Origin of the sequence: Arsukibacterium sp. UBA3155 (assembly GCA_002364615.1) — a bacterium.
Classification (GTDB): domain Bacteria; phylum Pseudomonadota; class Gammaproteobacteria; order Enterobacterales; family Alteromonadaceae; genus Alishewanella.
This window is the reverse complement of the sequence record DEYP01000024.1, coordinates 1-21,853: the sequence shown is the minus strand read 5'-3', so window position 1 is coordinate 21,853 and position 21,853 is coordinate 1. Positions and strand designations below refer to the sequence as shown.

General features: G+C 46.5%; 19 protein-coding genes. 4 read left to right on the top strand and 15 right to left on the bottom strand.

Annotated elements, in window-relative coordinates; genetic code table 11:
• Positions 1-4: 4 nt before the first annotated feature.
• The 3 genes from moeB to norR are packed head-to-tail and all read right to left on the bottom strand — an operon-like array spanning position 5 to position 2,696.
• A complete protein-coding gene (moeB, locus tag B2X65_RS11665; protein ID WP_290612710.1) occupies positions 5-772 on the bottom strand; it encodes a molybdopterin-synthase adenylyltransferase MoeB in 768 nt (255 codons plus the stop codon).
• Complete coding sequence (locus B2X65_RS11660) at positions 762-1,169, bottom strand: YbaN family protein (protein WP_290612709.1); 408 nt, start codon at positions 1,167-1,169, stop codon at positions 762-764. The genes moeB and B2X65_RS11660 overlap by 11 nt, the downstream gene beginning before the upstream one ends.
• Positions 1,170-2,696, bottom strand: coding sequence for a nitric oxide reductase transcriptional regulator NorR (gene norR, locus B2X65_RS11655; protein ID WP_290612708.1), 1,527 nt, complete (start codon positions 2,694-2,696; stop codon positions 1,170-1,172).
• A 169-nt stretch (positions 2,697-2,865) separates the two neighbouring features.
• On the opposite strand from norR, the gene ytfE reads away from it, so the two are divergent.
• The gene (gene ytfE / locus B2X65_RS11650; RefSeq protein WP_290612707.1) at positions 2,866-3,579 is read left to right on the top strand and encodes an iron-sulfur cluster repair protein YtfE; all 714 of its coding nucleotides are present in this window, start codon (positions 2,866-2,868) and stop codon (positions 3,577-3,579) included.
• Between the two features lie 138 nt (positions 3,580-3,717).
• On the opposite strand, the gene B2X65_RS11645 is transcribed toward ytfE, so the two are convergent.
• From B2X65_RS11645 to B2X65_RS11600, 10 genes are all read right to left on the bottom strand, one after another.
• On the bottom strand, positions 3,718-4,395 hold the full coding sequence (locus B2X65_RS11645; RefSeq protein ID WP_290612706.1) for a Fe2+-dependent dioxygenase: 678 nt from the start codon (positions 4,393-4,395) through the stop codon (positions 3,718-3,720).
• A 25-nt stretch (positions 4,396-4,420) separates the two neighbouring features.
• On the bottom strand, positions 4,421-6,724 hold the full coding sequence (locus B2X65_RS11640; RefSeq protein ID WP_290612705.1) for a TonB-dependent receptor: 2,304 nt from the start codon (positions 6,722-6,724) through the stop codon (positions 4,421-4,423).
• Positions 6,725-6,874: 150 nt separating this feature from the next.
• On the bottom strand, positions 6,875-7,645 hold the full coding sequence (locus B2X65_RS11635; protein ID WP_290612704.1) for a response regulator: 771 nt from the start codon (positions 7,643-7,645) through the stop codon (positions 6,875-6,877).
• A 151-nt stretch (positions 7,646-7,796) separates the two neighbouring features.
• On the bottom strand, positions 7,797-8,222 hold the full coding sequence (locus B2X65_RS11630; protein WP_290612703.1) for a secondary thiamine-phosphate synthase enzyme YjbQ: 426 nt from the start codon (positions 8,220-8,222) through the stop codon (positions 7,797-7,799).
• Between the two features lie 53 nt (positions 8,223-8,275).
• Positions 8,276-8,716, bottom strand: coding sequence for a nucleoside deaminase (locus B2X65_RS11625; RefSeq protein WP_290612702.1), 441 nt, complete (start codon positions 8,714-8,716; stop codon positions 8,276-8,278).
• 94 nt (positions 8,717-8,810) lie between these two features.
• Positions 8,811-9,869 carry a hypothetical protein gene (locus B2X65_RS11620; protein WP_290612701.1) on the bottom strand — a complete coding sequence of 353 codons (1,059 nt, stop codon included), beginning with the start codon at positions 9,867-9,869 and terminating at the stop codon, positions 8,811-8,813.
• The gene (locus tag B2X65_RS11615; RefSeq protein WP_290612700.1) at positions 9,869-11,554 is read right to left on the bottom strand and encodes a molecular chaperone HscC; all 1,686 of its coding nucleotides are present in this window, start codon (positions 11,552-11,554) and stop codon (positions 9,869-9,871) included. Before B2X65_RS11615 ends, B2X65_RS11620 begins: the two co-directional genes overlap by 1 nt.
• A gap of 323 nt (positions 11,555-11,877) precedes the next feature.
• A complete protein-coding gene (locus B2X65_RS11610) occupies positions 11,878-12,330 on the bottom strand; it encodes a VOC family protein (RefSeq protein ID WP_290612699.1) in 453 nt (150 codons plus the stop codon).
• A gap of 73 nt (positions 12,331-12,403) precedes the next feature.
• Positions 12,404-13,969 carry a glutamate synthase-related protein gene (locus B2X65_RS11605; protein ID WP_290612698.1) on the bottom strand — a complete coding sequence of 522 codons (1,566 nt, stop codon included), beginning with the start codon at positions 13,967-13,969 and terminating at the stop codon, positions 12,404-12,406.
• Positions 13,970-14,136: 167 nt separating this feature from the next.
• Positions 14,137-15,546 (bottom strand): amidohydrolase family protein, encoded by a 1,410-nt coding sequence (locus B2X65_RS11600; RefSeq protein WP_290612697.1) that lies wholly within the window; start codon positions 15,544-15,546, stop codon positions 14,137-14,139.
• A 221-nt stretch (positions 15,547-15,767) separates the two neighbouring features.
• On the opposite strand from B2X65_RS11600, the gene B2X65_RS11595 reads away from it, so the two are divergent.
• Entirely contained in the window at positions 15,768-17,615 is a 1,848-nt protein-coding gene (locus tag B2X65_RS11595; RefSeq protein ID WP_290612696.1) for a tetratricopeptide repeat protein, read from the top strand.
• Positions 17,616-17,655: 40 nt separating this feature from the next.
• Here the strand turns inward: B2X65_RS11595 and hemN are convergent, their stop codons facing one another.
• Positions 17,656-19,017 carry an oxygen-independent coproporphyrinogen III oxidase gene (gene hemN, locus B2X65_RS11590; RefSeq protein ID WP_290612695.1) on the bottom strand — a complete coding sequence of 454 codons (1,362 nt, stop codon included), beginning with the start codon at positions 19,015-19,017 and terminating at the stop codon, positions 17,656-17,658.
• Positions 19,018-19,149: 132 nt separating this feature from the next.
• Entirely contained in the window at positions 19,150-19,590 is a 441-nt protein-coding gene (locus B2X65_RS11585; protein ID WP_290612694.1) for a nucleoside deaminase, read from the bottom strand.
• Between the two features lie 285 nt (positions 19,591-19,875).
• Between B2X65_RS11585 and B2X65_RS11580 the strand changes: the two genes are divergently transcribed.
• Together B2X65_RS11580 and B2X65_RS11575 are read left to right on the top strand one after the other, a co-directional pair.
• Positions 19,876-20,967, top strand: a complete 1,092-nt coding sequence (locus B2X65_RS11580; protein ID WP_290612693.1) for a hypothetical protein — start codon at positions 19,876-19,878, stop codon at positions 20,965-20,967.
• A 264-nt stretch (positions 20,968-21,231) separates the two neighbouring features.
• On the top strand, positions 21,232-21,741 hold the full coding sequence (locus tag B2X65_RS11575) for a hypothetical protein (protein ID WP_290612692.1): 510 nt from the start codon (positions 21,232-21,234) through the stop codon (positions 21,739-21,741).
• Positions 21,742-21,853: the final 112 nt, after the last annotated feature.

Genomic DNA, 21,853 nt, shown 5'->3' with positions numbered 1-21,853 from the left:
AGCATTAACCACAAACAGTGCAGCCCGGGTCTTTGCTTAAACCAAACTGGCGCCATTGGCTGGTCAAAGCATCAAATAACTGTAATTTGCCATACAGCGGCGCACCTACTTTCGCCAGAATTTTTACCGCTTCCAGCGCCTGCATGGTGCCGATAACACCCACTACCGGGCTTAGAATACCGGCTTCCATACAGCTAAGTTGCTGCTCACCAAATAACTGGCTTAAACAGTGATAGCAGGCATCATCGTCTTGCATACTAAAGCTGGCCACCTGGCCCTCGAAGCGGATCGCCGCACCTGATACCAACGGCACTTTCGCCTTAACACAGGCGGCGTTAATGGCATTGCGGGTGTCAAGGTTATCGGTGCAATCAAGTACCAGTGAAAATTGGGGTATCAGCTCAGCTAAACCGTCTGCAGTTAAACGTTGCTGCAACGCGTGTATTTCAATGTCAGAGTTTAACTGGCGTAAACCCGCGGCAGCCTGTTGCACTTTACTAAGCCCGATATCAGCTTCCCGATACAAAATTTGCCGTTGCAGATTACTACGGTCAATAGTGTCATCGTCTACCAGGGTAATACTGCCGATACCGCTGGCCACTAAATAAGGGGCTGCCGCACAACCAAGCCCGCCCATGCCAACCAAAAGCACCTTACTTGCCAGTAAAGCCTCCTGACCACGAAAATCCATTGCCGGCAGCATCAGCTGGCGGCTATAACGCATCGCTTGCTCTGCATTAAGGGCTGGCGGATCAGTAGGCTTAGTCATCATTGTTATCCTGTATCGCTTGTTCGGGGCGGCGCCATAGCCAAAGCGCCACCATTAATATAAAACATGGCAGCAACAGTCTTAGGATCAAGGGCGCTGCTGAGAACTGTAACAGCACCACGCTGATCAGCATCATGCCGCTGGCCAGGTATTTGGCGCGACGCGGCACCACCCCGTTTTGGCGCCAGGCCAGAATGGGTGGGCCTAATTGCGGATGTGTCAGCAATCGTTGCTCCAATGCAGGCCAGCCTTTACCTGCCGACCAGGCGCTAAGCAAAATAAAAGGTACCGTCGGCATGCCCGGCAAGGGTATGCCTAACAGCCCCAGCGCTAAGCTGACAATGGCCAGTGCCCGCCAGCACAGCATCCGGCTATAGTGCCACATTATGTCTTTTACCATTCATTTAAGGCCCAACCTTTGTGCCAGCTTATGCAGGTTGCTGGGATCAAGCTCCAGCTGACGGGCAGCTAACGACCAACTGCCGTTGTGCTGGCTTATTGCCTGTTGAATCATTTGTCGTTGCAGTTGGTTGACCGCTTGCTTTAACGGTATACCGCTTAATTGCAGCACCTCATTTGTTTCATTGTGTGCAATGGCTGAGGGCACGGTATCCAGATCAAGCAATGCCGCCTCCAGAGTAACAATGTCAGTGCGGGATGCGCCATGACTTAATGCTTTAATCGCCGCCCGGCTTATTACATGTTCCAGCTCGCGGACATTACCCGGCCAGCTATAACTTAATATTGCTAATTCAGCATCGTAAGATAAACGCAGCGCTCGCAACCCTAAACGGCTGCGGTTTAGCTCTAAAAAATGTCCGGCCAACAGTGGAATATCATCAGGCCTTTCCCGCAAGGGCGGTATCGGCAACGGGTACACCGATAACCGATGATATAAGTCGGCCCTAAACTCGCCACTTTTCACCTGATGCTTTAAATCACGATTGGTTGCGGCAACCAAGCGCACATTAACCAACCGGGTTTTATCTGAGCCCAAACGTTGAATTTCACCATCTTGCAATACTCTGAGTAACTTAGCTTGCACCGATAGCGGCAGCTCTCCAACCTCATCCAGAAACAGCGTACCGCCATCAGCGGCTTCAAAGCGACCTGCCCGTTCAGTATGGGCACCAGAAAATGCACCTTTGCTATGACCAAATAATTCGCTTTCTGCCAGGCTTTCCGGTAATGCCGCGCAATTGATATACACCATTGGTTTGGATGCGCGGGCTGAACTTCGATGCAAATGCCGGGCAAATAACTCTTTGCCCACCCCTGTCTCGCCGAGTAACAACACGGGTAAATCTGAGCTGGCTACCACCCTTAGCTCCTGCAAAATTTGTTGCAGCACTTTGCTTTGACCTATCAGCTCATAGCGCTGTTTCGCAGCAGGTTCAAATTGCTGTTCATCTGCCTGATGATTAAGCCGAAGTGCCCGGTTTGCTTGTTCCAGCTCTGTCATCCGCACTGCGGCCTCAACCAACAGGCTGTAGCGCTGCAACTCATACACAGCCGCCTGAGAAAAGCTACCGGCCTGCAACGCATCCAGGGTTAGCACTCCCCAGCAGCGCCCTTCGACAAACAGAGAGATGCCCATACAATCATGCACTGGCAAGACCTGACCCGGCTGATCCTCCAGCAAACCATCGTAAGGATCCGGTAACTCAGATTCAGGTTCAAACCGCACCGGGTTGCGACTGGCCAGAATAGCCGCTAACCGAGGATGTTCTGCCACTACAAAACGCCGGCCCTGCGCTTCACGCACTAAACCATGCAGCGCAACCGGTTTAAGGGCTTCATGCTCGAGCCTTAGCAGACCTACCGCACCACAGCTGAAATGGCTGCGTAATGTACTCACCAGTCTTTGCAGGCGCACGGCCGCAGGTAACTCAGTGACTAAATCGGCAATTAAACTTTCTTGCAACATGGTTATTTTTACCCTTGAGTATTTATTACCCAGACTTTAGTGGGTGCAATTTACCACAGTGCAAAATAAAGCCATATAAATCAAAGGTGGTAGTTATGGCCTGACTCTTGCCATCTAACGTTAACCGCGTTGTTAACGCGCCCCTTAAATTAATCAAGCAGGAGTTAGTATGTCTTTCACAACTATATCGTTTTTAGATCAGTCTTTAGGGCAAATCGCCACTACACTTGCTGGTGCCACTGCCGTATTTCATCAGTATAAACTGGATTTTTGCTGTGGCGGCCAACATAGCTTACGTGAAGCGCTGGCAAAAAAAGAACAGGATGCTACTCCAATTCTTGACGCCCTAAGCGTATTACAACAGCAAGACGGAGACATTACTGATTGGCGCGCGAAACCGGTAAAAGATCTTATTGAGCATATTTTACATCGGTTTCACCAGCGGCATCGGCTGCAATTGCCTGAGGTCATCAGGCTGGCAAGGCGTGTTGAGCACGTACATGCTGATGATCCAAATTGCCCGACTGGGCTAACACAACACCTGGAAGATATGTATCAGGAGCTGGAAAGTCATATGGTAAAAGAGGAGCAAATTCTGTTTCCAATGCTGGCAGGTGGGATTTATCCCTCAGGGCCAATCAGCGTAATGGAAGAGGAACATCTGCAACACGGCGATGCGTTGGGAACGTTAGATATGCTGACTAACAACATAACCTTACCTGCCGATGCCTGTAATACCTGGACTGCGCTATATCTGGGGTTAAAGGAACTGAAAGAAGATTTAATGCAGCATATTTTGCTGGAAAATGAGATCTTATTCGTACAACCTGCCAGAGCAAACCACGGAGCCGACGGCCAGATGTGCTGCGGCAGTTGCCAGTAACCATTCTGTCATCAAAGCTCAGGTATGCTCCTGAGCTTTGATGGGCGAGAAGTATTCATCAGTGCGCGTCACTGGAAACTTTTAACGTGTTACGCTAAAAGCAGAGAAAATTTTATGGTACCTATAACAGATACATGCTCACACCTGCGAATGTTGGCGGATAAGATTATGGTAGACATGATGTAACTGGTCTAATTGCTCGCGCGCTACCGCCGGATTGGTCAGCAGATTCTGGATACTTTGGTCAAGCTGATGCAATGTATTACGCATTTGGCTATCCGGAATTAAACTCTGGATCCAGGTTATCGCCGCAAAACGCTGGCCCCGGGTTACTGGTGTCACCTTATGTAAACTGCCTGATGAATACAACACCGCATCACCAGCAGATAACTTAACGCGTTGTTGGCCAAATTCAGTTTCTATAACCAACTCGCCACCCTGATATTCGTCTGGTTCAGATAAAAAGGTGGTCATCGACAAGTCTGAGCGCAGTATCTCATTATTTGGCATACGCATTATTGCCGCGTCAACGTGTAGCCCGTAGGTTTCTCCCTCACCATAGCAATTAAAACAAGGTGGAAAGATACGATGCGGCAGTGCCGCTGAAAGTAAAGCTGGAGTATGCCCAAGCCTTGCCAGCAAACGATTTGCCAGTTGCTGAACCTGGTTGTCACCAGCATCGGCCTGGCCGTTTTTTTTAACCGATGCCGCCATCCCCATTGCTGTAGTGATACCGTCGTTCCAGGGTGCAACGTGCAGTAATGCTCTGTACTCTTTCACTTCTGCCGCTGATAAAAGTTGTTTTATGACCACCACCGGAACGACTCCTTAATTGCTGTTATTAAAATTCGTAAGTCAGGGTTGCTTTGATGGAGCGCGCATCGCCCAGATACATAAAGCTGCCAGAGCGGTATGCAGCGGTCCAGTATTCTTTGTCGCTGACGTTGCCAATATTGACTCTCACTGTAGTGGAGTCATTAACGTTGTAATTGGCAAACACGTTAACCACTGCATAACCTGGCACTCTGATGCTGTAGTAGCCATTTTCAGTATCATAGCCAGCGGCAGTATCAGGCTGGCCACCGAACATTTCGCTCTGATAGCTGTAATCACCACCAAATGCAAAGGCCTCGGTCAGCTGATACCGCATCTGTAAATAGAAACTGTTATTGGCAAAGTTACTCAGTTCCAGACCAAGGTTTGCAGGGTCTATCGAAGCCATAACCTCTGAATCCATTATCGCCGCGCTGGCCTGCAGGCTGAGTTTATCGGTAACAGCACCATTTAGTGCAATTTCTACCCCCTGAATGCGGTTTTTACCGGTATTTAAGGTACCTAAGGTTGAATAAGCATCACCCACGCTTTCCATCACATCTGTTTTTGTCATCTGAAACACGGCGGCGGCAATAAACAATTTTTCATTCAGCACCGCCCATTTGGTGCCAAACTCTATATTCTGCACGGTTTCCGGATCGGCCATAGCCGCCTGCTCAGGATCACCACACAAACCACCATAGCCGCAATTGGCGCCCAGATCCGACTCACCACCATTAATATTGGTCGCAGTTGAGTAACTCAGATACAAATTGCCCTCGTCGGTAATGCTGTAGACGATGCCAACATGACCGTTGTAGAAATTATCTTTGTACGCATAGTCAATAGCATCGCCGCGGCTGACGACGTCATTGCTGTAGTCTATTTGATCAAGCCTCAGCCCGGCAAACACCTGCCAATACTCATTTATTTTGGCAGTATCCATAGCATAAAACGCAATAGTGTTAGCAGAGAACAGCGCATCGGACGCATCTTTGCTGTAACTGCGGCCAATAATGCGGCTGCTGTTTTGATACACCTGCCCGTCTGCATCCAGTAAACAATAGCCCGGTTGAGAGCCTGAGCGACCTGTCGTAGTGCAATTAGGGCTGTTATTATAACTGATGTCGTACACGCCATTATCGACCGACTCGTCGGTAAACTCTAAACCGAACAACAACTTGTGCTCAACACGGGCAGTTTTCAGATCCCAGAACAGGTTAAATTGGGTGGCGAAATATTCCACATCCTGCCAGCCTTGATGGGTACTTAAGCCTATAGTTGACGCACCGGGAGCCTGCGGATCATCCTCTGAGCGAACTGTGCCCCTGGCTCCCGTAGCAAGGTAGCCATTGCTGGTTTGGCCATAGCGTGTTGCATTGTAAAATCTTACGTTGTCACTAATGTTATATTCGGTGCGAAGGGTAAAGGCTGACACGTCTGAATCTAAGAAGTCTTCTTCCTGCGCGTATACCGGGATATCACTGACCGGCTTACGGCTTTCAAGGTTAAAGTAACTGCCTAAATCTGGTTTATCAGCGGCATTCAGGTAGTAGCCATCGGCATATACCCGCAAATTAGCAGCGTTGTCGTATACGCCAGAGAGCAACGCGCCGTCTCTGTTACGGCTGATCCCGTCGCGGTTTGGTGCATCTTCTGCGGTACTTAGCAGGTTTAACCGAAATGCGGTATCCGTAGTAATGGGTGTATTGTAATCCAGCACCAGCCTGTGGTGCTCATCGCTACCGACACTGGCATCGACCCGACCAAAACTGTATGACGTAGAAGCTTTTTTGGTAATGCTATTTACGGCACCACCTGATGAGCCGCGACCGGCGAAGGTTGAACTTGGCCCTTTGGTAATTTCAATTTGTTCGGTTGCAAAGCTCTCGCGCGTGGTCATGCCAGGGTCTCGCAACCCATCCACAAATACATCAGAGCGTGCCTCATGGCCGCGAATAATATAACGATCGCCAAAAGCGTTACCATTTTCACCCGTGCCAAGCGTAACGCCTGCCTGAGCAGCCAGAATTTCTTTTAAGTCTGTTTTACCCGACTCTTCGATCTGATCTTTTGTCAGTACAGTAATGGTGTGCGGCGTGTCAGTCAGTTCAGCCAGGCGGCGCAGGTCGCCCGACTGTTTTACACTGTAAACAGAGCTGCGTACTCCATGTACTTTAATCAGTTCAATTGCTTCCTGAGTGCATTGCGTGTCGGTGGCGACACAGGTATCTACCATCTCAGTAGCGCTACTGTGGACGGCATTAAGTGCTAATGCGGTGAAAAGAGCCTGAGAGCCAAATGTTGAGAGAGGATGTTTACGTTCAGTCATAAATAAGTTTCTATTCTTGTTAGTCGTTTAAAAATCAGGAGCCAAAATAGTAAAGCGTTTAGCTCACAATGTAAATGCTAATGAGAATAGTTTTTATTTGCAACTGAAAGTTAATTCAGCTGTTGACGTTTAGATGTGACATCCGCACCACTACTTATTATCAATTATCTGAGGAATGTTAATGCTCAGATATTCCAGCACCGATGTCAGCGCGGTCTGCGTCTGGTCGCTAATAGCCTCTTTGACAAAGTGTAATGCGACATTACACAGGGCGGAACCGCTGTCGTTAACATCGTCCGCTTCAATCCGAATGACCTTGCCTGTCAGCTTGCTGATAGAGTAAGCACTGTCATGGCTAAGCTCATCTAACGTAATATCCAGTTGGTACCGGTCAAACAGCTTTATTTGCTCGTTGTAGGTCAGCTGCAACATGACACCGGTTTTACTGATATTTTTTACCTTCGGCGTTAACTTTGCTTGCGGGGTATGTAAACACACTTTGTGTGGCGGCAGGCCAGACACGCGCACGGCATTACGCTTTTTTGCGCCATTCCAGGACTTGTTAATGGCATCTTCTAATTTATCTGCGCTGAAGGGCTTAACAACGTACTGGCTAACGCCATGCTGCATTGCAGTGATCACATAGTCTCTGCCGCCATTAGCCGTCATCATAATAAAGGGAATATCTTTAATCTTATGATTTTTTCTAACATGTTTTAACAGCCCTACACCGCTTAGCAACGGCATTTCCCAATCTGAAATAATGATATCGATATCTTTTGTTTCCAGAATCTTCAACGCTTCCTGGCCATTTTTTGCAGTATAAACCGTTTCAGCACCCAATCTGTTTAACAGTGCACTGCTGACAACGCTAATAACGGTTGGCGAGTCATCGACCACCAAAAATTTCACATATTGCATTGTTACTCCTTCTTAAAAACATGGAATACTGTAGCCAGACGATAAGAAGTATATCTGTTTCCACTTCTGACATTTGAACAAAAAAGTCAAACGCCTTATGAAAGCGCAAGTTTATCTCGATAGCACATAGATAAAATCCTGAAACGCTACTTTATTCACCTTGCACGGTAATAACCAGTGTTCTGCTACCAGCATGGTTGCGGTGCTCGCCCAGATAAATACCCTGCCAGGTACCCAGACACAAGCTGCCGCCAGCAATTGGAATGGATACGCTGCTGCCAAGTAAGCTACTTTTCAGGTGTGCTGGTAAATCGTCACTACCTTCATAAGTATGAGTATAGTAAGGCTCGTTTTCTGGTACCGCTTTACTGAAAAATTGCTCAAAGTCCTGGCGTACAGTCAGATCAGCATTTTCATTAATCGTTAAAGAGGCAGAACTATGTTTAATAAAAATATGACACAAGCCAATAGACAGTTGCTTAAGCTCGGGCAACTGCTGCAACACTTCAGCGGTAATTAAATGAAAGCCCCTTGGTTTTGCTTTTAACATCAATTCTTTTTGTAACCACATGGTCATTGTCTCTACATTAAAACCCAGGTTGGCGAAACGCAGCCAGCGGCTGCTTCGCTCTACTCGCCAATATCTTCAAACCACAGCTGTGGTTTAGCGGCAATAAAGTCCTGCATTAGCTTTATACACCTTTCATTTTGCTGATTTTCGACAGTGACACCGCGGCTTTGCAAATAAACCTGTGGCCCCTGAAACGTCTGGTTTTCACCAATAACTACTTTGGGAATGCCATACAGTAGTACCGTGCCGCTGCACATATCGCAGGGTGATAAGGTAGAGTACAGCGTCGCGCGCCGATACTCGGCGGCGGTTAAGCGGCCAGCGTTTTCCAGGCAATCCATTTCCGCGTGCAATACGCAACTGCCCTTTTGCACTCGCTGGTTGTGGCCGGCACCGACAATCTTGCCATCAATCACCAGCACCGAGCCAATGGGAATACCGCCCTCGGCTAAGCTTTTTTCAGCCTGCGCTATTGCGGCCTGCATAAATATATCGGTCATATTGGATCCTCGGGCAAAATTAGCTTGATCGAAAAGGACACGGCATTAACGTTTTGGCCAGTGTCAGGCTTAACCCTACCAGTTCAGGTGTCAACTAGGAGTATCGAAAATACTTTATTCCTTTGTACAGGCATTGGCTCATTCTCCACCCGGCAAATGTGCCCCAGGGAAAACACAGAAGCAGAAAAAAAGATGTTGGCCACATGGTGTAAAGCATGTACTTGTTTTTCAGAGTAACGCCAATGATTTGAATAATTAACAAGGTAATTATTGAGCCAATAATCATAGCAGGACCAATATTATCGTCTTCAATTAAAGCCGGCATCACCACAGAAAGCAGTAAAATTCCGATGCCATGTGTCCAGTAGGTTAACTTTTTCAGGTGCTGCAAAGCGTCTATTGCTTCGGAATACTGATCGGCGTGATTTACTTTACGCGCTTTATTCTCGCGCACTTTTCCACCCTTGACTGAATTAATTGCGCTTTGTGTGTCCGTACTGTGATCATGCCCCTCTAACATATTTAATATTTTTATGGTGTTGTCGTCACCAAAAAAGTAGCGCAACGACTGGATCTGACCCCGCCAATGAAAAATGCCGTCCAGATATTTTACTGTACTGCCTTTTACTGTCGAGTTTGGCTGACTGTAACGTTTATTGTGACGATTGAGGCTTTCAAACTCGTTGTTGATCTTCAAAATTTTATCAAGCACAAACATGCCGAGGTGGGCATTGAACTGAGAATCCAGAATAAAATCAGAATGAAACAAAAAGCGCCACTCGTTTGGATCGTTGCGGGTATTGTTGCCATCCAAAATGACCGTTACTCTTTCAACATGACGGTTGTACTCGGCGTTTAATAGCTCGATATAGGCCTGCTCCTCAGGTGACCGTTCAATCTCATTATTAGGTGTTTGCGGCGCTGGTTCTTCGCCAGTAGGACTACTGTCAACTTGCTGTGATCGGTCATTTTTATTTACTTCACTAGCTGCTTTTTGCACCAAATGGAGTGCCGCTTTGTAGGCTTGATGGAGTACCTGAAATCCCTCAGGGTCTTTATCGGGTTGACAATTTTTTAGCTCCTTTGCGTATGCAGTTTTAATCTTGCCTATTTCATTGGTTTGCTGGATCTTCAGTACATCCCAAACTGACATCAAAATCTTCCTTCTTTTTCCAGCACATCCAAATAATTTGAAAACTCTTGTTGAGCTTTTTCAATTGATATTTTGTTTTGTGCTTCAAGGATGCGTTCGAAATTCGCAATTGCCGAAGCAAGTTGCTCACGAACCTGGCCAAGATTCGACTTAAATAATCTATCGGCTTTGGCAATGAGCTGAGCGTTCTTTTGATTATCTCTGGGATGAAACTTCAATTTATCCAAATTGCTGAGGGACTTTTGCTTTTCTGATTCGCTGAGCATCCCCGGCGCATTTTCTATAACTTTATTGAATGTCTTTCCAGTAGAATCAACCGATACATCTACCACCAACAATCCGTTCATATCATAGCTGTATCTTATTCTTGCTGACTGGGTGCCTGCTTTCGATTTGGGCAAAGGTACGTTTACAAAACCAAGAAAAACGTTCTTCTCAACTCGTCTGTTTTCCCCCTGAAAAATTTTAATCATTAATGCATCTTGATTATCACGTACCGTATGCACTGTTCTCTCAATACTAATCGGAACAACTGAGTTACGCTCGATTATCGGCATAAATAATCCGGGGTTTCCGTTTTCATCAACCACTTCAGTGCCCAGTGTATAAGGACAGACGTCAGTTAGAACCACATCTTCCAGCGCCTGATTATGAACCAGTAATCCAGCTTGTATTCCGGCACCCATTCCAACCACAATGTCAGGGTCAATGTCGCATGACAAAATTCTTCCTAAAAGCTTAGCCACGGTGACCCGAAAATGTTTAAGCCTTGTTGCCCCGCCTACCAGAATCACCTCATCAATCTGCTGAGCATGCATACCTGCATCTTGTAGGGCGAGCTGTATTGGATTTCTTACGCGCAGTAACAGCGGAGTAATAACTCTTTGAAACCACTGCTGATCAACTTTGAATTCGACTGTCTCTCCATTTAACTGAAAGCTCAGGATCTCTTCATCCACTTCATCAATACGTTTTTTTAATGACTCCATTTGCAGATAAAGAAGATGACTGTCAGTCGTCGATAGAGATTCTATGCTAACGTTTTTCGCACTTAAAACATGATCAATCATTGCCTGTACAAAGTCTTCCCCACCCAAAAAGTTATCACCTGAACTGGCGTGGACCTCCATTATTCCGGAAAAATATTCCATTATTGAGACATCGAAAGTACCACCTCCCATGTCCAGAATCAGAAAAGTACCTTCCTGACGTTTGTTAAGTCCGTAAGCTATTGCGGCGGCGGTAGGTTCGTTAATGAGTCTGCGTACTTTTATACCCGCAAGCTCACCAGCAAGTTTAGTGGCTGCGCGCTGGTTTTCATTAAAATATGCCGGTACGCTGATAACCGCTTCCGTTACTTTCTCGCCTAAGTGCGCTTCAGCATCTTTGATCAAACTTCTGATAACAAGTGATGAAAGCTCAGGGGCAGAGAAAGAATGCGAGGCGATTTTTACTTTGTGTTCACTGCCCATCAGGCGCTTGAATACTGCGACAGTTTTATCCGGGTGAGTAAGTAAGCGTTCCTTAGCAATTTGACCAACTAAGATGTTTTTATCATCATCCAGGCCAACAACTGATGGCGTAAGAAGTGAATTTAACGCATTGGGAATATTCAATAATTCATTGTCTTTCCACGCACAGCATGTGCTGTTCGTGGTCCCAAGATCAATACCGATAATTGCCATGTAAGTTATCAATCCTTTTATTGTTATTATTAGAGTAATCTGATTGATGTAATTTTAAAAATGATGTTCGGAACATTACACCGCTTATTCAAAACTTACAATAAGTTATAGGTACAGCTAATGTCTTTGCCAACACAAATTACGGGGTAACAATCAGAATAAACTTGGCTTAGAAGACAATGGCCATTCATTTAAATAATCGGGAAATGTTTGGTTTGATAAACCTAAAATAGCAGTAGCTACCGACCTGCCTAGAGTGAAATGCGTTCAGCCACTGTCTTAAATACAAAGATGATTCTGCATAGCCCTTGCCTGTCACTGATCTAGTTGGGGTGCATTTGTAGCAAATCCCATTTATTGCCGTATAAATCCTGAAAAACTGCCACGGTGCCGTAGCTTTCCTCTCTGGGCGTCTCGTTAAACTCAACGCCTTTGGCTTGCATGGCGTGATAGTCGCGCCAGAAGTCGTTGGTATGCAAAAACAAAAATACCCTGCCGCCGCTTTGGTTGCCTACAGCGGCTTGCTGCTGCGTGTTAGTGGCTTTGGCTAGCAGCAAGTGGCTGCCATTGCTATTGGGCGGGGCAATTTCAACCCAGCGCTTGCCGCCGCCTAAATCGACATCGGCCACCACGCTAAATTGCAGTTTGGTAGTATAGAACGCAATGGCATTGTCGTAGTCTGCCACCACAAGTGTAACATTACCGATTTTTTGCTGTACTGGTTTTTGTTGCGTAGGTTTTGGTTGCACTGGCTTTTCTCGTGTACGATCAGTCATCAGAATGTTTCCGTGTATTGTCGATAATCAATTGTACAACAACATTAACGCCGGAAGAAAAGCAGCCAGCCAATTAGCTGCCACCCGTGTTAATCCCTTCGAAACCAGAAAACCGTATACCGGATAAATAGGCCATTTCCCGGTTCCAGGTGGCTAAATCAGCCTGGTTAAACTTGCTTAGCGCGTCATGGCCACAAGCGCGGGCCATCACCTGCATCAGTTCTACTGAGGCGCGAAAGAAATTATTCAGCCGCTTAGCAGAGACATCGATGTCCAGCCGCTTACGTAATTCAGGCTTTTGCGTAGCAATACCCGACGGGCAATTGTTGGTGTTGCACATTCTGGCACCGACACAACCAATTGCCTGGATGGCGCTGTTTGACAGCGCTATACCATCTGCGCCCAGTGCCATGGCTTTAACAAAATCTATAGGCACCCGCAGCCCGCCGGTAATAATAAGCGTTACCCTGCCGCTGGCGTTTTGCGCATCCAGATAACGGCGGGCACGGGCCAACGCGGGTATGGTTGGCACACTGATGTGATCGCGAAACATTTCCGGTGCTGCGCCGGTGCCGCCACCGCGTCCGTCCAGAATGATATAGTCAGCGCCAGCATCCAGCGCGAATTGAATGTCGCGTTCGATATGATTAGCACTCAGTTTAAAGCCAACTGGTATGCCCCCGGTAATTTCCCGCACCCGGGCGGCAAACCGGGCGAAATCACTAACACTGGACAGATCCTTGAAGGTTGGCGGTGATATCGCATCAGTACCTTCTGGTATGCCGCGCACTGTTGAAATTTTGCCTTTATTTTTAATGCCGGGTAAGTGTCCTCCTGTGCCGGTTTTAGCGCCCTGGCCGCCTTTAAAATGGAAACTTTGCACCCGGGTTAGCAGCTCTTCCTGATAGCCAAACTGCGCGCTGGCAAGCTCATAAAAATAGCGTGAGTTCGCGGCCTGCTCTTCTGGCAACATGCCACCCTCGCCCGAGCAAATGCCGGTACCGGCCAATTCAGCACCGCGCGCCAGGGCAATTTTAGCTTCTTCTGACAACGCACCAAAACTCATATCTGACACAAACAACGGCATCTTAAGCAGCAGCGGCTTTTTAGCTTCGGGTCCAATAACCAGTTCAGTGGCAACCGGAATATCTTCCATTAGCGGCTTGGTTGCCATTTGCGCTACCATCAGTTGTAAGTCGTCCCAATGCGGTAACTTATGCCGTGGCACGCCCATTGATGTCATTGGCCCATGATGGCCAAACTTAGACAAACCGTCGCGGGCAAGTTGATGAATAAACTCGACCGTTGGCTCTTCTGCAGTAGCTTTTGGTTCAGGTGCGCCGGATGAAGATGATGTTGAAGATGAAGAGCCTGGGCCTTCCTTACCGACCTGCTCTGCATCGAACTGTTTATGCGTGCCATCACAATATGGCGCGTTGGCCGTGTGTTTGCAGCGACAAAGAAAGGCATCGCCGGTTTCGTCAGCAGTAAAGGCTTTAGGTTTGAAATCGGTGCCGGCGTGCGAGCCATCGCAGAAAGGCTGATCCTTCGATTGGCCACACACGCAAAAGTAATATTCTGAGCCTTTGGTTAAACTTACTTTTATGGGTTTATTGTCGGCGATGATAGGGTTAGTCATGGTCAGGCTCCGGCTCATAGAGTGTTCTGCGCCATAAATGGCAGAGGCTAAAGTAGGTGCAGTTGCATTTTGCGCCAAATAAGCAAAACTGCGTCGCTTATAAACACCACTGCCCTAGCAACTATAGTTGCAAAGCCCTAAAAGCCCCAACATAACAGCGTGATGAGTTAAGGCGCGCTGCGCTCTGCCAGCCTGGCACTGGCGATATCTGCCAGTTTGCTATCAAGCTCTGAGCGGCTTAGCCACTGCCCCTGCACCATTACCCCGGCAGGTTTGTATAGTGCTGACAAGTTTTCTAATGGATTCCCCTCAAGTAAGAGTAAGTCAGCGCGCTGGCCGGCTTTTACCTGACCGAACGAGTCCTGATCAGCAAAATACTCGCCCACTAACGCTGTACCACTTAGCAAAATATCGTAGTTGCTCATGCCTGCCGCGGTCATTTTTGGTATTTCGCGGCGTATGGAAAACCCCGGCACACTAAATAATTGCGGCGCATCAGTACCCAGTAATATAGTAACGCCTGCCCGGTATAGCTCCGCAAGCAACAAGCGGCGGTTTTCGGCATGTAACTCAGCGGTCTTCCCCGTGTAATAACTGCCACTGGCTTGCTGCAAATAGCGCTGCCAGCCGGCGATTACCTGCGCTGGCATATATTTCAGTTCGTCATAAGCGTGTAGCTGTGTGCTGTCTGCGGCTCCAATAATGGTTTGCCACAGCGCTTCGGTGGGGACTACTGCCACATTATGCTGTTTGGTCAGTGCCACCAGCGGCGCCAGATCTTTGACTGTTAAGGTCTTATCAAAACCGCCGAGCGCGGCCATATAACCATCGAGATGATCATTAGTACGGCTACCCAGTACAATAGCCTGCTCTATGCCCACGGCTTCGGGTACGTGGCCGGCAAAGTCGATAGCTTGTTTATTGGCTTCGTCGGCTATGGCTTGATAGTGTTCAAGGCTTAAACCGGGGTGAATTTTCAATAAGTCCCAGCCCTCAGCTTTGTGCTGTCGCACGCGTTCGCGGGCTTGCTCTGGTGAAGTTACAGTATGCTGGTTAAAACTGGGGCCGGCCAGATACAAGGTTGGGCCCTGTCGTTTACCGCTGGCAATATCGTCTTTTAGCTGCAATTGCCGGTCGTGGCCCAGCATGCCACGCACTGTGGTAACCCCCCCTGCCAGATATAGCGTTAACACATCATCCAGATAGCGCTTAGGTACTCCGCTAAAATCGGCCAGCGGCGGCACATGACCGTGCATTTCGGCCAGCCCAGGCATAATATAACGACCGTTGCCGACAATGACCTTAGCACCGTCAGGTATGGCAATATCCGCAACATTGCCTACAGCGACGATGCGATCGCCCTGCACCAGTACCCGTTGCTCGCGCAGCACCCGTTGTTCTGGCTCCGGTGCAGATGTCATCGGCAATACATGCACTTGATCAAACACAGTATAGAGTGCCGTGTTTTGTGATGTTTTATCGTTGTTGGTTTCGCTGTTTGTTGCGGTGGCTGAGACTGATATCAGTGCCAGCGCCATGCCTGCTATAAACCGTAATGGTATTTTAACCTTTAACATCTGAGCCCGCCTTTTCCGTTTCGCCAAGAGCTAACTATGAAGAACTACAGCCAGTTTGGCAATGCCGGATAGCCGCTGTTTAGCTTTGCATACAAAGCGCGAAAGTTGCGAAGTGCTTAATCCTGAACTACTATTTTTCTCTTCATCAAGACGATTTTCATATTGTTCCTGACTAATCAGCTTTACCTGTTGCCGCATTCAGCGCATAGAGGTACTGTGCCATGAATTTTTTCAATGAATTAAGAAGACGAAATGTATTACGCGTTGCCACAGCTTACAGTTTGATGGCATGGCTGCTGATCCAAGTCGTCGATACCATCTTCCCCGCCTTTGGATTTAGTGCTTCGTTGGTTCGTCATGCAACAATCATTGCTGTTATCGGTCTTGTTCCAGTCGTTATTCTTGCCTGGGTATTCGAACTCACACCAGAAGGATTGAAGAAAGACAGTGGCGTGACTCCCCAATACAAGGTTACGGGAAAAACGGCAAAAACTCTGGATCGGGTTATCATTATCGTTTTAGCGCTGGCGGTAACGTACTTTGGTGTCGATAAGTTTGTGCTGATGCCCGCCAGAGAGGCAGCTCTGACTGACGTTGTTGCTAATCAAATCGATGAAGCAAGAGAGACGGGCCGCAGCGAAGCCTTTATTGAATCGTATGGTGATAATTCGATTGCGGTTCTGCCTTTTGTCAACATGAGCTCAGATCCGGAACAGGACTATTTTTCCGATGGTATCTCTGAAGAATTGCTTAACCTTCTGGCCCAAATTTCTGAATTGAGAGTCATCTCTCGTTCATCAGCATTTGCTTTTAAAGACAAGGATATAAACATTGTCGAACTTGCAGAGAAGCTTAATGTTGCTCATGTATTGGAAGGCTCAGTTAGAAAGTCAGGCAATCAGATACGGATTACCGCGCAGCTAATTGAAGCGGCTACTGATACCCATTTGTGGTCTGAAACCTACGACAGAAAATTAGATAATGTGTTTGCTATCCAGGATGAGATTGCCAACGCAGTGGTGCGGCAACTGAAATTAAAAATTCTCGGGAACAGCCCCACAGCCAATAAAGTAAATTCTCAAGCCTATGAATTGTTTTTAAAAGCTCGTCATCTTACCCGATCCGGCGATCCTGAAAAGTTAGAAGAGGCCACTAAGATATTCAAGCAAGCGATTGATATAGAAGAAAACTTTGTAGAGGCTTGGGATTGGTTAAGTATCAATTACGGTAAGCAGGTAGTCATGGGTATTATCCCTCCTGATGAAGGAAGCACCTTAGAACGGCTGGCAAACAAACGGGCGTTACAAATTAATCCGGACTATTCTCCGGCGCTCACTAGCCAGGCATGGTTTTCAATGATTTATGAAAAGGATTTTCAAGCGGCGGCCACCCAGATTGAAAGAGCACTAAAAAGAGCACCTTCTAATGTCAGCTCTCTTGGCATGGCAGCGTTACTGTTACATAAGCTGGGCCGCACGTCAGAGGCTGTATTGGTTAATCAGCATGCCATCACTATCGATCCGCTAAGCACGTCTATTCGCCACAATACCAGTATGATGCTGTTTTATTTAAGGCGCTGGGAAGAAGCGATTGCATCTTATAACGTTTTGCTACGCTTGAGTCCGGACCATACTGGCACTCATTTTTTTATCGGTTTGGCGCAATATTACCGGGGCGAACCTGAACTGGCATTAGCGGCATTTGAAAAAGAACGTCGTGAATCTGTTGCGCTGGCAGGGAAAGCGATGGCATATCACGTTTTAAAAGAACAGAGCCTACATCAACAGGCTTTTCAGGAATTAATTGATCGCTGGGGCGATACGTCTCCTATCGCCATCGCCCGGGTTTATTTGGAAAAAGGCATGCATGACAAAGCATTTGAGTGGTTAAATAAGGCTGTAGAGCTTAAAAAGGCAAATCATTTTAGTCCACTTGATCCAGGCTTTAGTGCAATGCATGACGATCCCCGCTGGCTAGACTTTCTCAGTAGCATAAATCAAAATACTGAAGAGCTTGAAGAAATTAAATTTAATGTAAGCCTGCTTAGCAACGTTGCAATGATTCAATGATTCAACAAGCCTGCCAGCAATGTCAGTCTCTGGTTTTACGTTATACCACCTTAGAAAACCGCTGCTGCCCTTGGTTTAGATAAGCATCAAAGCAAGTACAGATACTGCGTACCCATAGCCTGCCGACAGGGCTTACTTTTATTTGCCCGGCAGCAAGCTCGACCAGACCATCCTCAATAAACGGCTGCAGCCGTTCTAAAGCCTCGCTAAAGTATCGCCAGAAGTCATTTATTTTCCATAACTGGCAAAACGTCTCTATATCTAACTGAAAATGACAGATTAACTGGCTGATCAGCGCTGCGCGGATCTTATCATTCCGGTTTAAACTGAAACCATGCTTCAGTGGCAGGTTTGCAGCATTGACAGCTGCATAATAGACAGGCAAGTCTTTACTATTCTGCCAAAGCACTCCACTTACCTGGCTGATGCTGGAAACACCAAGGCCAATTAACCCGTCCTGCCCTCTGGTAGTATATCCCTGAAAATTTCGCTGCAGTTTGCCGGTCTGCTGAGCTTTCGCCAGCGCATCTTCGGGTTTGGCAAAGTGGTCCATGCCAATAAACTGATAGCCGGCGCCAACAAAGCGGTTTATGGCCAGTTGCATCAGCTCCAGCTTTAATGGCGCACCTGGCAGGCTGCTATCGGTAATTTTACGCTGGGCGGCAAAACGTTCTGGTAAATGGGCGTAACTGAACAACGAAATACGATCAGGATTAAGCCGGATAATTTCATCTATTGTTGCACTAAAGCTGGCAGGCTGCTGAAAAGGCAAGCCATAAATTAAATCGAGATTAATGGAGCTAAAACCTAACTCCCGACTAAGCATAACCTGATGACGAATAAGCTCAGTATCCTGCACCCGGTTAATGGCAATTTGTACTTTTTCATCTAAATCCTGTACGCCAAAACTTACCCGGTTAAAGCCAAGCTTACGCAAATGGCGCAGCTTGTTATCGCTGCAACTACGCGGGTCTATTTCAATGCTTATTTCAGCATCATTGTTAATAGTAAAATGTTGCTGCAACAACGCCATTAAGCGGCTTAGCTGTACTTCGGTTAAAAAGGTCGGGGTGCCGCCGCCCAAATGCAGCTGGTTAATACTTTTATCGCAGAGCAGCGGCGCATACAGCGCCATTTCTGCGGCTAGTCCATCCAGATAAATATCGGCCTTATGCTGATGGCGGGTGACCACTTTATTGCAGCCGCAGTAATAACACAGCTTATGGCAAAACGGGATATGCAGATACAGACTAAGCGCTTCCGGGCTTTGGCTGATGGCTGTTTGGATCTGTGTTTGATCAAAATGGGTATGCAGCGCCAGAGCGGTAGGGTAAGAAGTATAACGCGGGCCGTTAATATTATATTTGCTGATTAAATTCGGGTCCCATTGTACTGACTGCATAACTACCTCTGTGCTGACGGCTGATCCAGGCCGTAGTGTAGAGGTTTTATCAAACTGAAAATTTGATCTAACGCAGACAGCCGGTGTGACGCAACGGGATTATTCCGTATTGATAACCACTACTGCAGGTATTTACTCGCCAATATCTTCAAACCACAGCTGGGGTTTAGCAGCAATAAAATCCTGCATCAGCTGAATGCACTCGGCATTATGCAGGTTCTCCAGGGTAACGCCCCGGCTTTGCACATAGGCTTCCGGCCCCTGAAAAGTCTGGTTCTCCCCAATAACAACCTTTGGAATGCCATACAGCAATACGGTGCCGCTGCACATATCGCAAGGCGACAAGGTAGAGTACAGCGTAGCGCGGCGGTAATCCGCGGCGGTTAACCGGTCGGCTTTTTCCAGGCAATCCATTTCAGCATGCAATACACAACTGCCCTTCTGCACCCGCTGATTATGGCCGGCACCGACGATATTGCCATCGATAACCAGCACCGAGCCAATCGGAATACCGCCCTCAGCCAAACTTTTTCTGGCCTGGGCGATAGCCGCCTGCATATAGATATCCGTCATATTAAATCTTCTGGTATCCGGAGCCATAACCGAAAGAACGCTGCATTCAAGTTTCGGCTAATTACAGGCATAACATTAACAACCCATGCTGCACGCGCAAGCACTTTACTCCAGGCACTGTGATTAATTACGTTTAGATTCTGTCAGGCATTGCAGAGGTTAATGTCTGCTATGAGCGAATAACGGACACTCAGGTTAATTAATTTGTAACATGTGCTACCCTGCAAAATAGTTAATTCCATCAGGTCACACGACCAACTCAAGTCGCTTACAGGGAAAGTCTAAATGCGCACCTTTTTCTTTTTAATATTGCTAGCCACCACAACTCAGACCATTGCCACACAACAGGCTCCTGACGTTTTGTTATTTGAGGGAAAAGAACTAAGGCTTACAACAAGTTGGGCTTACCCATCGCCTCTAGAGACTTATTACAAACAATCAGGACAAACGTCACCTTTTAAGGCGACAGGTACAGCTTTATATAGAGGGCATATAGCCACGTGGTTAATTGAAAACGAATACCTGTACCTCAACAAAGTTGAATCTAATGACAAAGAGATTCAGCCATCAGAAATAGGAAGTAAATTAGGCAAAAAGCAATCTTCCAACGGTTCTCTTTCTGCGGATTGGTTCAGCGGTGTGTTGAAAGCGACTGAACTGAAATATACCGAAACAAACGATATATTTGTGGCTGATTACTATCTTAATATTCAGCATGGTCGAATCCTAGAATTAGTACGTTTAACCAGAGAAGATTACGATAATTATGAACAGAACAGAGCAAACGAAGATGCTCAATCAAAGAAGGTTGCAATAACAGATCTTTACCAGCGTTACACTGATTACTATTTTCGCTTGAGTGAACCAGACGAAATAAATTGGAATGGCAAAGCGTTAAAGTTGAAGACTACTTCAGGCATGAGTCCACTCCTTCAGCTATATAATAATGATCACTTGAATTGGCCTTTTAACTGGAATAATAAATCAAAGACTGGGGCACCAAACTGTAAATGGTATATTGACAAAGACAACCGTCTATTTATTGATGAGATTCAATTATTAACAGGTTCAAATATATATAAAGCTGAGAAAAGTAAACTTCTGTTGAGTGAGGTGATTCCGAAAAATGACAATGAAGAAGCACTTTTTGCTAATTGGGTAAACGGTATATTTATCTTTGAAGAAGGCAATATGGTTGAAGAGAACGGGTATTCTTCGTTTAAAGCAGATTTTGCACATTTTGTAAAAATTGAGAATGGCGTTCTTAAAGAACACTATGAAATCGATGCTACAGCCGACATGAAACAACTTGAATCAAGCTCTAATCAGGGCTTAATAAAGCTTTTTAAAGAGTGGAAACAGAAAGCTGAAATATAAAAATGATCATCAATAACCGTGTCAAAAAGTGGCTATGGTTTCAACTTCTGCTTTTGGCACTCAGCTGTCAGGCAGGCTCAGGTAAACTGGCGTCTATGAGCGAATTTGAGACGGTCGCCATATTTGTAATATCTAATCTTCAAAGCGGACGTTAAGCTAACTTATTCCTGCCCAATAATGACTTGTCCATTGAATAGTTTCAGCTAATTGTCTTCGTCTAGAAGATGTAATACTATCAAAGCAATAAAGAGGAACGGAGGCAACATGTTTATTGATTGGCTATCAAAAGAAGATTTAAAGGATTCGGATAGTTTAATCATAAGGGTTGCCGCAGTTGTTTTGTTTGCAGGCTCAGTCTTTATACTAGATGAAATCTTAATATGGAACTTAAGCTTATTATCACTAACTGGTATTTCTGTAATTGCTGGAGGTATCGGATTTTTTGTCGCAAAAACCTCTCCTATTGCGATTAAAGCTATTCCACCCGTTGTATTCTTCTTCGTAACAGCATTGCTTTCGAAGGAGCTTTACGAGAGCTATTCATTACAAAAAGAGAGATCCGTATTTTTAGCTGAAACAGACAATTGTAAAGCGTTGGGCCTGCAGATTGTAAACAAAGGTTCTTGGACTCCTGTATGTATGGAGAGAGATACACTCGCCAATAATATAGCTTGTTCTTATTTTAGGGATAATGATGAGTGGTTTTGTAAGACATATAGCCACTCGGATGTAATAGCCATGCCTGGTAGGTCTGGACTTCCCCTAAAACACTAGACTCATTCTGGCCGCTTTTGGCACTAAGCCGCAATTAACATGCCTAGCAGCTTGGAGCGTGAAGCGTGAAGCGGGACATTAACGCTTTACTATAAAGCGACAATTAACTTGA

What these genes read in the sequence shown, in the direction of transcription:
- norR (WP_290612708.1), bottom strand. Translation starts at nt 2,696, where the DNA reads ATGTTGCAAGAAAGTTTAATTGCCGATTTAGTCACTGAGTTACCTGCG.
- B2X65_RS11595 (WP_290612696.1), top strand. Translation starts at nt 15,768, where the DNA reads ATGAATTTTTTCAATGAATTAAGAAGACGAAATGTATTACGCGTTGCC.
- hemN (WP_290612695.1), bottom strand. Translation starts at nt 19,017, where the DNA reads ATGCAGTCAGTACAATGGGACCCGAATTTAATCAGCAAATATAATATT.
- B2X65_RS11640 (WP_290612705.1), bottom strand. Translation starts at nt 6,724, where the DNA reads ATGACTGAACGTAAACATCCTCTCTCAACATTTGGCTCTCAGGCTCTT.
- B2X65_RS11620 (WP_290612701.1), bottom strand. Translation starts at nt 9,869, where the DNA reads ATGTCAGTTTGGGATGTACTGAAGATCCAGCAAACCAATGAAATAGGC.
- B2X65_RS11585 (WP_290612694.1), bottom strand. Translation starts at nt 19,590, where the DNA reads ATGACGGATATCTATATGCAGGCGGCTATCGCCCAGGCCAGAAAAAGT.
- B2X65_RS11615 (WP_290612700.1), bottom strand. Translation starts at nt 11,554, where the DNA reads ATGGCAATTATCGGTATTGATCTTGGGACCACGAACAGCACATGCTGT.
- B2X65_RS11575 (WP_290612692.1), top strand. Translation starts at nt 21,232, where the DNA reads ATGTTTATTGATTGGCTATCAAAAGAAGATTTAAAGGATTCGGATAGT.
- B2X65_RS11600 (WP_290612697.1), bottom strand. Translation starts at nt 15,546, where the DNA reads ATGTTAAAGGTTAAAATACCATTACGGTTTATAGCAGGCATGGCGCTG.
- B2X65_RS11630 (WP_290612703.1), bottom strand. Translation starts at nt 8,222, where the DNA reads ATGACCATGTGGTTACAAAAAGAATTGATGTTAAAAGCAAAACCAAGG.
- B2X65_RS11610 (WP_290612699.1), bottom strand. Translation starts at nt 12,330, where the DNA reads ATGACTGATCGTACACGAGAAAAGCCAGTGCAACCAAAACCTACGCAA.
- ytfE (WP_290612707.1), top strand. Translation starts at nt 2,866, where the DNA reads ATGTCTTTCACAACTATATCGTTTTTAGATCAGTCTTTAGGGCAAATC.
- B2X65_RS11635 (WP_290612704.1), bottom strand. Translation starts at nt 7,645, where the DNA reads ATGCAATATGTGAAATTTTTGGTGGTCGATGACTCGCCAACCGTTATT.
- B2X65_RS11625 (WP_290612702.1), bottom strand. Translation starts at nt 8,716, where the DNA reads ATGACCGATATATTTATGCAGGCCGCAATAGCGCAGGCTGAAAAAAGC.
- moeB (WP_290612710.1), bottom strand. Translation starts at nt 772, where the DNA reads ATGATGACTAAGCCTACTGATCCGCCAGCCCTTAATGCAGAGCAAGCG.
- B2X65_RS11660 (WP_290612709.1), bottom strand. Translation starts at nt 1,169, where the DNA reads ATGGTAAAAGACATAATGTGGCACTATAGCCGGATGCTGTGCTGGCGG.
- B2X65_RS11605 (WP_290612698.1), bottom strand. Translation starts at nt 13,969, where the DNA reads ATGACTAACCCTATCATCGCCGACAATAAACCCATAAAAGTAAGTTTA.
- B2X65_RS11580 (WP_290612693.1), top strand. Translation starts at nt 19,876, where the DNA reads ATGCGCACCTTTTTCTTTTTAATATTGCTAGCCACCACAACTCAGACC.